The 2581-nt window shown below is 60.4% G+C and carries 2 protein-coding genes; both read right to left on the bottom strand.

What is annotated here, in order from left to right; all coding sequences use genetic code 11:
• Positions 1-208: 208 nt before the first annotated feature.
• Positions 209-1576 (bottom strand): IS1380 family transposase, encoded by a 1368-nt coding sequence (locus Q8M85_RS00165; RefSeq protein WP_305538905.1) that lies wholly within the window; start codon positions 1574-1576, stop codon positions 209-211.
• A gap of 154 nt (positions 1577-1730) precedes the next feature.
• The coding region (locus Q8M85_RS00160) for a site-specific integrase (protein WP_305538904.1) at positions 1731-2581 on the bottom strand (851 nt) is incomplete at its 5' end.

The following is a 2581-nucleotide window of genomic DNA, read 5'->3' as shown; positions in this document are numbered from 1 at the left end:
CCCGGATATCTCACACCACCAATCGTGAGGTAACGGTTTGGGCTACCGGGAGCCGTTTTCGGGCTGATTTTGTGTTTGCGTTCCGCTCCATTCACGGAACTCGCGCGAGGCGAGTCTCGGCGTCCAGGATTGCACGGCCTGCGGGTGGAGACGGGCGCGCGGCATCGCCTTGCGCTTACATTGGTGCTGGCGGGGAGCCGGTGTCGGCTCAGGTGCTATCGAGGGCACGATGCGCCGTGGCGAAGACGGCCTTGTATGGACAGCCGGAGGCCATTGCGAACTTGATCCGACGAACGCTGATGGTGACGAGGGCGCCGATCTTGAACAGCTTGCGGCGGATGGTGCCGCAGGTGGCGTCGGCGAGATCGGTGGCCTGCAGAGCCAGCCGACGGGTACCCTCGATCAGGACATAAGCCATCGAGGCGAACCACAGGCGAAGCTGGTTTGCCGCCATGGTGGCGGTCGAGGTGCGATCGGCAAAAAGGTCGGTCTGGCACTCCTTGATCCGATTCTCCATTTCGCCGCGGGCGCAATAGATATCCTCGTAGAGATAGCGGCCGTCGCCTTTGGTCAGCGTCGTGACGATGAAGCGCGGGTTTTCTTCGCCCCTGGTCCACTCCGCCTTGGCGATGACGCGCCGCTCGCGGCTCCAGCTCTTGAGCGTCGACCAGGTAAAGTCCTTGAAGCGGCGTGCCGGCTTGCCGGTTTGTTGGCTCTCCTGTTGGGCTTCGCCAAGCTCGGCCGCAATCATGTCCTTGAGGCGGGCGTTCCTCGCCAGACCGAAGATGTAGTCGACCGCATTGGCTTCACACCACCCCATCAGGGCGTCGCGGGCAAAGCCTGAATCGGCGCGCAGGATGATCCGCGTGTGCGGCCAGCGCCCCCGGATCTGCGCCACGATGCGGGCCATCTGCTCCGCCGTGCCGGCGGCAGCGTCGATATTCGCCGGTCGCAGCTTGGCGGCCAACAGATGCCGCCCGCAGAACACGTACAGCGGCAGATAGCAGTAGCCATCATAATAGCCGTGGAAGAACCGTCCTTCCTGGTGCCCGTGCAGCGGATCGTCGGTGGCATCGATATCAAGAATGATCTCCTCCGGCGGCGTCTTGTACGCCTCCAGGAACAGCGTTACGAACAGGCTCTCAATGGCATTCGGATCAGCGGCAATCTTGTGATAGCGGGTGGCCGTCTCGCGGCTCAGCTCAAGACGGTTGAGGGTCGACTTCCCCGCCACCGGGGCGCAGTTCGCCCGGCCCGCTTCGAGCTTGCCGGCCAGCACCGCCATCACCGGATCGCGCCGCAACTCGTCATGATCGTTGAGGTCCTCGTAGCCCAGCGCAATCCCGAACACCCGCTGACCCACCAAGGTCGCGACCCGATGCTCGATCAGTTCCACCTTGCGACAATCGGTGAAGCAAGCCGCCAATCGATCAACCAGCCCGATCGCCCGATCCGTCCTCCCCAGCAGCAGCGCGCCGGCGTCCGAGGTGATCGTTCCTCCGTCAAAACTACCCACAACTTCGCGGCGTCCGACCAGTCCAAAGTCAAACTGTTCTGCGCTACACTCTGTCGGCATCGGGGCTCTCCTCGAATCATCAAGAAGTCGTTCTCGCAAAACAACTTTCGCTGATTCGGAGCCCCGATGCGCTTATCGACTGTGAGATATCCGGGCTAGGCCGGGTTTGCAAATCCGCAACCCATCACGGCTCTATCGACCAGTTGCAGCACAATCAATTGGCATGTCTGGGTTTTATCGACACCACATTGCCAGCATCGATCATTGTATCGACCCGGTCGGCCCAATGCTGCAACAGCTTGGCCCTCACACCAATCAGCGACAGCGGTCCGGTTCGGTTATAGATCGCCTTCACACTGCTCTCGTCGAGGTGCGCGAGCTGCAGTTCTATCACGTCACCATCCCACAGTTTATTTTCTTCGCGGTCACATTCACCGTTCGACATGGTCGAGAACGTAGTGCGGAAGCCGTGCGCGCAATGCTGCTTGGTCGTGTCATAGCCGAGATCGCGCAACCGCTTATTCATAGTGTTGTTAGAGATCGGCTTGTCCCGGCTGCACGAGAAAACGAACCTACGGCCTCCAGTCAACGCCTTCACCTGTTTAAGAATGGCGAGCGCTTGCCTCGAAAGGGGCACTACGTGCTCGTGCTTCATTTTCATTTTCTCTGCCGGGATCGTCCATCGCGCATTGTCGAACTCGGTCCACTCCGCGTTGGCGACCTCGCCGGGCCGCACTACGGTAAGAGCGATGAAACGGACCGCATGTCCGACGAGGTCGGCAAATCGCGCGCGATCAAAAGGCTCCGCGATGGTCCGAAACAATGTCGACACCTCGACCGGATCGGTTAGGGCAGGGCGCGGCACAGATACGTTGTCTATGAGCTGCTTTCTCAGATTGCGAAACGGATTGTAATCGTCGCCTTTTACATCGGCGTAAACGCAAACTTGCTCCCCAGCTGCCCGGATGCGGTCCCGCGTTTCCAGTTTCCCGGTTTTCTCAAACTCTCTGAGATAGAGGAGGACGTCGGGCCGCTTGATTGCCGGGATCAGGCGATTGCCGAACT

This window comes from Tabrizicola sp. (assembly GCF_030694085.1).
GTDB lineage: Bacteria > Pseudomonadota > Alphaproteobacteria > Rhodobacterales > Rhodobacteraceae > Tabrizicola.
This window is presented reverse-complemented; position numbering and strand designations above follow the sequence as displayed.